At 36.2% G+C, this 8,754-nt stretch carries 5 protein-coding genes; all 5 read right to left on the bottom strand.

Translation table 11 applies throughout. The annotated features are described in order from the left end of the window. Nucleotides 1–1,027 precede the first annotated feature (1,027 nt). The 5 genes from F1560_RS08305 to F1560_RS08285 all read right to left on the bottom strand — a co-directional run bounded on the left by F1560_RS08305 (nucleotide 1,028) and on the right by F1560_RS08285 (nucleotide 8,610). Nucleotides 1,028–1,858 (bottom strand): glycerophosphodiester phosphodiesterase, encoded by an 831-nt coding sequence (locus F1560_RS08305; RefSeq protein WP_149474167.1) that lies wholly within the window; start codon nucleotides 1,856–1,858, stop codon nucleotides 1,028–1,030. A 195-nt stretch (nucleotides 1,859–2,053) separates the two neighbouring features. Then, entirely contained in the window at nucleotides 2,054–3,355 is a 1,302-nt protein-coding gene (locus F1560_RS08300; RefSeq protein ID WP_149474166.1) for a S8 family peptidase, read from the bottom strand. 390 nt (nucleotides 3,356–3,745) lie between these two features. Then, entirely contained in the window at nucleotides 3,746–6,304 is a 2,559-nt protein-coding gene (locus F1560_RS08295; protein ID WP_149474165.1) for an EAL domain-containing protein, read from the bottom strand. Nucleotides 6,305–6,705: 401 nt separating this feature from the next. Then, a complete protein-coding gene (locus F1560_RS08290; protein ID WP_149474164.1) occupies nucleotides 6,706–7,767 on the bottom strand; it encodes a tartrate dehydrogenase in 1,062 nt (353 codons plus the stop codon). A 159-nt stretch (nucleotides 7,768–7,926) separates the two neighbouring features. Beyond that, entirely contained in the window at nucleotides 7,927–8,610 is a 684-nt protein-coding gene (locus F1560_RS08285) for a GntR family transcriptional regulator (protein WP_245347555.1), read from the bottom strand. Nucleotides 8,611–8,754: the final 144 nt, after the last annotated feature.

Here is an 8,754-nt window from a genome sequence, read left to right as displayed (position 1 = left end):
CGTTCGTCCTGAGCCAAGATCAAACTCTCCATAAAAGTGTTTGTAATACTTAGCTGTTGTAGAAGCTGACTTCTACTTGTTTCAAAAAGAAAACTTAGTTTCCTTTTTCTTGACATACTGGTTGTTTTGTTCAGTTTTCAAAGAGCAAATTTGTTTGTCGTTTTTTAAAAGCGACTTTATTAATCTATCACATTTCATATTGTGATGTCAATAACTTTTTTTAGTTATTTTTTGTTGATCGCTTTGAACTTTTTTAGCGACAAGAAATAATTTACCACACTATCAAACTAAAAGTCAATCATTTTTTTAGAATTTATTTTAGTTCTTGTGGCGGATACTTAATATAGCATGGTTAGAAAAAGAATGCAATACTATTTTTATATCCAAAAAGTTATCTATACTTCTTTCTATTCTATTTATAAAGTATAGATAACTTTTAATTACTTACATTAGGGGACATCTACACTGGCAAGTATCCTGTTATTTTCTTTATAAGAACTCCTAACAGAAACACGACATTGTTCATATACATGTTAAAAAGGGAAAACTCCTCTACACCGAGACGCGAAGCTGCTACTGCTTGGTTTGCTCCTTTCCTCCTGGATTCGTTTGATAGTTTACCCCCTATTACGGTTTCCCCTTTTCGGGAAACGTATCAGTGTCGTAACCATGTTTATACTTCCAATGACAGTTACGATTGGTTTCATTTAGTAGTAATTGGCTTGGTAAAATAGATTCTAACTTACTTTTATTTAGAACCTAAATGGAAAAAGAAAAACAGCACCCTCTTTTAGCGAGTGTACTGCTCATTACTTCAGAACCGTTATTTTCGTTATGAATGGTAAATGTCCTCATGCCTCCGAATTGAGTAACTCTTAATTTGTAAATTTGATATTAGGGGATGCGAGAAAATGATCAACTCTTTTATTTAGACTAACTACTGGGAATGTATTCTCATTATCTGTCCCACTAAGGTATCAATGAAATCTCTTATTAATGTAGTAGTTTAATTTCGCCTTTTCATTCCTCAATTCTTCACCGGGTGCCGATAAACATATTCAGGAAAGTCCGTAATAATACCATCAACTCCACGTTCAAATAGGTTATCTGCTTGTTCCTGGGTACGTACTGTGTAAGCGTATATTTCCATGCCAGCAAAATGAACACGGTTAACCAGATCATCTGTCACGATATTCATATTCGGATTGAAAAAATCAGCATAGGTTGCAAATTGTGCGAGCTGTTCATCCGTAACATCTGCCCATGTCACGCCAGCAAGGACGCCATGTGGGATATTTGGTAGAAGTTCCTTTGATTGTTGTACAGATTCATGATTAAATGACTGGATAATAATTTTACCGTTATTAGGTTTATGCATATTACGCTGGGTCAGAGCTTCAGTAACTTTTTCTTCCATACCTGGATACAGTTCAGGGGATTTTAATTCTATTAAAATTCCTATCTTTCCGCGATATTCATCGATTATTTCCTCAAAAGTAGGAATTTGTTCTCCTGCAAACTCCTCTCCAAACCAGCTTCCAGCATCCAATTGTTGAATTTCATCAAGTGTATAATCTCCAACAAATCCATTACCATTTGTTGTACGATTTACGGTTGTATCATGGATAGCTACTAGTCTTCCATCCCGTGTCATTTGTACATCAATTTCGATATAATCTGCTTTCATTTCAAATGCCTTTTCAAATGCAGCCATTGTGTTTTCTGGAGCATGTCCTGAAGCACCACGATGTGCAACATTAACCATTTCGCTTTGACCATTCGATGCCAATGCAGGAACTGTAAACATAGACATAATGAAAATTGCCGATAATGCTAAAACCGTTAGTTTTCTTATCATGATTTGAACCTCTCCCTTTATCGTATTTATCTTTAATTATAGGGGAAATCTATTAAATGACTGTAAATTGCAAGATAAAGAAATGTGTGGAAATAAGAGAGATTCGTAGTGCTTCTAAAGACCTTGCATAAATTCCTTTATGGCAAGTGATAGACATAGAAAAAAGGGAAAACGATTTGTCCTCCCTTTTCTTAATTAACTTTCCTGAACAGCCTCAGCCGGAGCTAAATAATTCTGTGCCATACGTGCAGCACTCTCCGCTTCAATATATCCCCATACATCATCAAGTGTTGGGTGAGATGTCGATTTTAAAATGCTTTTTATATCATTGGGACTTAGATTCGGATTGGCTTCCAGCATTAGAGCAATGATACCCGCACAAATTGGGGTTGCCATAGATGTACCAGAAAGTTGAATATAACTTTCATCGACAACCATCTCTGGTAGTTCAGATTCAAGAGCAGAACCCGGAGCTAGCAAGGAAATAATATTTGTACCCGGCGCATAAATGTCCGGTTTAACAAACGTATCAATTGTGGGCCCTCTACTAGAATAATCTGCTATAACATCATCTGTGCGCTCTAATGTGTTCTGATCATCCGTTGACCCAACTGTAATAATAAATGGGTCGATTGCAGGAGTGCTGATAGTTGCTGCAGCAGGTCCACTATTTCCAGCAGCAGCACATACAACAATGCCTTCATGCCACGCAGTTTGAGCAGCTAATGATAATGGATCATCCCTAAAAGATTCATAGGCAGGAGCTCCAAGCGAAAGTGAGATTATACGAATATTGTGCTCTTCTTTATGATCGATGCACCATTCCAAGCCTTCAATAATGGTGGATAATCTCCCGCTCCCTTGCTCATCTAAAACCTTTAATCCAATAAGAGAAGCTTCCGGGGCTGTCCCCACATACTTTCCATTAGAGAGGCTTCCATTTCCAGCTGCATCACCAGCACAATGGGTGCCATGACCATTATCATCATAGGCTTCACTTTCTCCGTTTATGAAGTCTTGAAAAGCTATAATTCGATTTTCAGGATTCGTTAAATCTTCATGTGGATGGATACCTGTATCTATTACCGCAATCGTAACGCCTTTACCAGTCAAACCAAGCTCTTCTTTTACTTTCACAGCTCCTGTTTGCTCACTGGCAATATCCATAAAGGAAGTTACAATCCGATCATAAAAAATCCGATCTACTGCTTCATGGTCTTTAATTTCCTTTATTCGATCTGGTGTTAGATGTCCTTGCATCGCATTTATACTTCGGAGTTCTCTACCTAGCTTGTTGTTGGAGTCAGCATTGCATACTTTTAAGAGGTCGTCTTTTTTTCCTTGGTCACAATTCCTTTTCAAATAAACGATAATGGGGATTTCCTTGTTGTTGGATTCCTGATTGGTTACTTTTCGAGAATGTCGTAATTGTTCCACTAAGCCAGGGTCAAGTTTACGTTCGGCATTTTCAAACCATACTCTTTTCCTGTCTGTCATTTTACTCCTCCTCGTAAAATTATTGTAACTTCAATTATAGAGTATCAATGGAAAAGAATTAAAACAATCGGACAGGTTTACTATTTTTTTGAAATTTTTAAAATATATCTAGTAGTTTTGTTGGTAGTTTAACCCAATTCGATGTCAATTTATTCCAAGCGGGCGGTTACTATATGTCTATTATCTTTTTTTTGCAGGAAAGCTAAACTTACCAAGTTACCGAAAAAGTTTTCGTTCATCAAAATAATGAGCGGAAACTTTTTCAATTATAGTTGGTAGTTATGTAACTTATCCTTAAGGCCGCTAAAGGAAAGGATAGGAAATTTCCAAAGTCTACATTCACTTCATTCCAATCTACCTATGCAACAGCTGCTTTAGATTCTTCTATTCTCACTTCTTAACATTAAAAAAATGAAACTTATTTACTTTCACAAAACTAGAATCAGGAGGAGAAGGATTTTTTCTTAATGCAATAGCAAGTCTATTAATTATTTGCGTTAAATCAGCCTGAGCATTATCATGGAATAAAAATTCAATTCCATACTGGTAAATCCCATAGCTTATTTCATTCATCCAGGCAACTGCACCTTGCAATTTAACTGTGTTCCCTAAGATCTCCACTTCAAATTCTAAAACGATGTCTTGATGGACAGTTAACCTTATATCGGATAAAAAGCGAAGACCGCCTAATCCTATGTCTTCAATAAGTACTTCTGCTTTTCCAAGTTCAACATTTCTTCCTAGAATACGCGTAAGTGTCATCGATGCTTTTAATGGAACATCAAGATCGATTCTGAAATATTTTCTTCTGTTTTCAGTTACCTTCACTTCTTCTTTGGGTGCTGTTTCTACTTTGATTTTACTATTTTGTAAGAGTGCAGCAAACTCCTCTGCCGGAACTGGCTTTGAAAATATATAGCCCTGAATCGCGTTACAGTTCAGTTCCTTTAACACCTCCAGCTGCTCGTTGGTTTCCACCCCTTCAGCAACAACATCCATATGAAGATGTTGCGCTAAATCAATAATCATTTTCGTAATAAAATTGGTTGAGTCAGAATCCTTGCGACTTAACCCATTAATAAATGTACGATCAATTTTTAATGTATCGATTCGCCCTTTAAATTTCTGCAAGTAAGAAAGTGATGAGTAGCCTGTACCAAAATCATCTAATGAAACCCGAATGCCCATCTTCTTAAATTCATCCAAAATAGCTAGTATCATCGTTTCATTATCCAGAAGAGAAGATTCAAGTATTTCAATCTCTAGGTACTTCGGGTCAAGTTGCGTCTTTTGTAAAATATTTGAGATATCAGCAAGAATCTCTTTCTCCATAAAACGATGTGCGGAAAGATTGATAGAGATAGGAATAGCTGGCAGCCCATTATCTTGCCATGCCTTATTTTGGGTACACACTGTTTCTTTAATCCATTTGCCTATCTCAACAATAAGTCCCGTTTCTTCTGCAAAAGGGATAAATTCATTGGGATTTACCATTCCCCATTCTGGATGATTCCAGCGAATTAAAGCTTCTGCACCGATAATCTGATTCGTGTTTGTACATATTTTAGGCTGGTAGTACAATTCCAGCTGATTCAGCTTCAATGCCTTTCTAAGATCTGTCTCAAGTGTAAAGCTTTTATACGTTTCTGCATCCAATGAGGAGGTATAAATTTGATAGTTGTTATTTCCTTTGCTTTTAGCCCTGTACAAGGCGGAATTGGCATGTTTTACAATTGTCTCGTAATCCTCTCCATCAATTGGGAAAAAGCTAATTCCAATACTAGTAGAAACGAAGAGTTCGTAATTGTCGATGTGAAATGGCTGTTCGATTGATTGAATCAACGTTTTTGCATAATCTATGACCTGATCTGTATTAGTGATATCTGGTAATAAAATAACAAATTCGTCTCCGTCTACCCTCGTAAGAACTGCCTCTTCCCCAAGCTGATTTTTTAATCTGTGCGAGAATTTTTTAAGCAGCTCATCACCAATCGAATGACCTAACGTATCATTCACATACTTAAAACGGTCTAAATTTAAAATCATGAGCGCAAATCGCTTTTGCAGCGTTTGACTGATAATTATTTCCTGTTCGATTTTCTCATTCAGAAATCTACGGTTTGGGAGCTCCGTCAATGCATCATGATAGACCAAAAAGTTATTCAACTCCTCCGCTTTTTTACGTTCCGTGATATCAATAATTGTACCGATAATCGTTGAATAATTGTGGTATAAAACTTTCTTCACACGGAATTCTACATCTATCCGATTCCCGTCTTCTTGAATCATTTTGATGGATTGCTCAATGCTTTCCTCCCCATCCATTAAATTATCAATTATGGATTGAAATATAGCCTGATCTTCTGGATCGATATAATGGTAAATATTAAAATCCCGGCTAGTATTTGATACCCGTAATCCAACAATTTCAGATAATCTCGGGTTTCCGTAAACTAATTTTCCATTTTGTATAATAAAAACGCCAAAGCTAGATTCTTCAACGAGACTTCTAAACTTTAATTCAGATTCAGTCAGTTCGTACTTTGCGTTATTCAATTCTGTACGATCTTTAAATACCCCGAATATACCAATCGTCCTTCCTTCAGCTATTGCTGGGATAATATGTATTTCCACTTCTAGTGGTGCACCATTTTTCTGGACGATAACAGTATTATCATGTTCAATTTTTCCTGATAGAGCACTATTAAATATTATCCTAAACTTAGCTACTTCACTTTCTAAGAGCAGTTCTTCCAATGGATATAATGCAATTTCATCTTTTGAATAACCAAGTGTAGCCGTAAATCCCTCATTCACTGATGCAATAACCCCTTCTTTATCTGCAAAAAAAACGATATCAGGATTATACGTAAACAAAGAACGAAAAAATAAATCGGAATTTATTGCTTCACCATGATTCGATTGACCTTCCATTAAATTGTTGTCCATTCCCTCACCCTTTTGTTTTATATAATAGTAAAAACTTTTCTCCCCCTGCTATACTCCCTAATCTATTGCCTATTAGTCCTAGAAGTACCATACAATAATAGTGAGACAATTGTGTGGTACAAAAATCATTTAATATGTAGAATTATAGCATTTTTTATAGTTCTTATGTTCTGTTCACCCGAAATTTACATTAGGTAAATATACTTACTAGGATTTCGTCATTTATGTGGTCAAAATCTAGCTTAATTTGCAGAGGTTAAGTTAGTATCAAACCGTTTATAATATTTATTTTTGTAGCTGACCCATTTAAGGCAAAATAAAAAGGACTAGAATATATATTCTAAGCCCCTTTTATTCAGGTCCATTATAAAATTATAATGTTAAGTATAGTTTCTATAGTATTAAGCCTTAGCCTTCAAACGATTAATTATCTCCGCTGTAACTTCCTGCGTTGTATATTTTCCTCCAATGTCTGGAGTAATAATTCCATCATTTGTAACACTTTCCACCACATCTAAAAGAACCGTTCCAATCTCTTCTTCTCCCATATGGTCAAGCATCATTTTAGCTGTCCAGATCTGGCCAATCGGGTTAGCGATTCCCTTTCCAATAATATCTGGAGCTGATCCATGAACAGGTTCAAACATGGATGGGTATTTTCCATTTACATTAATATTGGCAGCCGGAGCAATTCCAACACTTCCCATGATGGCAGCACCAATATCAGTTAGAATATCACCAAATAAGTTACTACCTACAATAACATCAAACTTTTCTGGACGCGTAACAAAGAAAGCTGCAAGGGCATCGATATGCTGGGAATCTGTTTGGATGTCTGGATATTCTTTAGCAACGTCCTCAAAAACTTCATCCCAAAATGGCATCGTGTGGACAATTCCGTTTGACTTTGTTGCACTTGTTACATGTTTCTTCCGTTTAGATGCCAAGTCAAATGCATAGCGCATCGCACGTTCCGTCCCTTTTCGGGAAAAAATATTATTCTGGATCGAAATTTCGTCTTCTCCGCGAAAAATCCTTCCACCAACCTCACTATACTCACCTTCACTATTTTCTCGAACAACAATTAAATCAAAGTCCTTTGGGTTAACTAATGGAGACTTTATACCACGAATAATTTTGGCAGGCCGAATATTAATTACTTGTTCAAACTCACGGCGAAGCTTAATTAAAAGTCCCCATAGTGAAACATGGTCTGGCACGAGTTTAATATTACCAACGGCCCCCAAGAAGATGGAATCAAAATCTTTTAATCGCTCCACCCCATCGTCAGGCATCATGACACCATGTTCCAAATAGTATTCACAGCTATACGGAAAGTCCGTGAATTCAAAGGATAATCCTCCATGCAAATCTGATACCGCTTCCAAAATATCGATAGCAGCAGGAACAACTTCTTTACCAATCCCATCTCCAGGAATGGCTGCGATCTGAAATTTCTTCATTTGATATGCCTCCTAAACGAAATTTAATCAAAAGTCGTCGGTCGACTGTTTGTATTAAAACAAACTATATAATAAATTCTGTCTCTTTGCAATAGTATTTTAAAATTTCTTGGAATGAAAAAACTGCATCCCTAAAGAATACAGTTTTAGCTCTTTCCATTATTTTTGATCTAATAGATTTGCAATTTCTGTGGAACCTGAGAAAATTTCCAAAAGATGCTCCACATCCATTTCCAAATGCTGAATCATTTCTTCAGCAGCTTTCGATTCATTTCTATCTTTTATATAACGAAATACTTGTCGATGCTGTTTTAATATCTCTTCCGCTCGTTGATCACCTTTAAAATTCAAAATCCGATAGTAATTAATCAGTCCTTTTAAATCATTAACTTGTTTTAGTAAGCGAGGATTTTGAGAGTAATTAAGAATGTAGTGATGAAATTGTTCATTCAGAGCGATAATTGTATTCGCATCCTCATTGGCGTTAATAGCAGCTTCCGTTTCATCAAGGATTGCTTCTATTTGCTGAAGTTCTTGATCACTCGCTATGCTGGTTGTTCGTTTGACTGCAAAGGATTCTAATGCCATTCGGCAATAGTAAATATCCTCAACATCTTTTAATGTAGGCTTATAAACAATCACTTTAGATCGATCAACTACTAACAGACCTTCCTTTTCAAGGATTCTTATCGCTTCTCTTATCGGACTCTTGCTTACATTGTATTCTTTTGCGAATTGTGTTTCATTAATGCGCTCACCAGGTTTAATTTTCCCCTCAAAAATCATTTGCTTTATCATTTGATAGAACTGTACATAGTAAGGATTCTTTCTCTCTAAGCTCAAGTAAGATCATTCCTGTCATTTGAATTATATCTATTACTATAGTAGCAATTTACAGATTTTTGTAAAGTGTCCATTTCCTTTTGGCGAGTATATCTGTGATAGAAATATCAATTAAAAGTGTCAGAGCTTAGGGGATAGAGTAAG

The sequence above is a fragment of the Oceanobacillus polygoni genome (assembly GCF_008304605.1).
Lineage (GTDB): Bacteria > Bacillota > Bacilli > Bacillales > Amphibacillaceae > Oceanobacillus > Oceanobacillus polygoni.
This window is presented reverse-complemented; position numbering and strand designations above follow the sequence as displayed.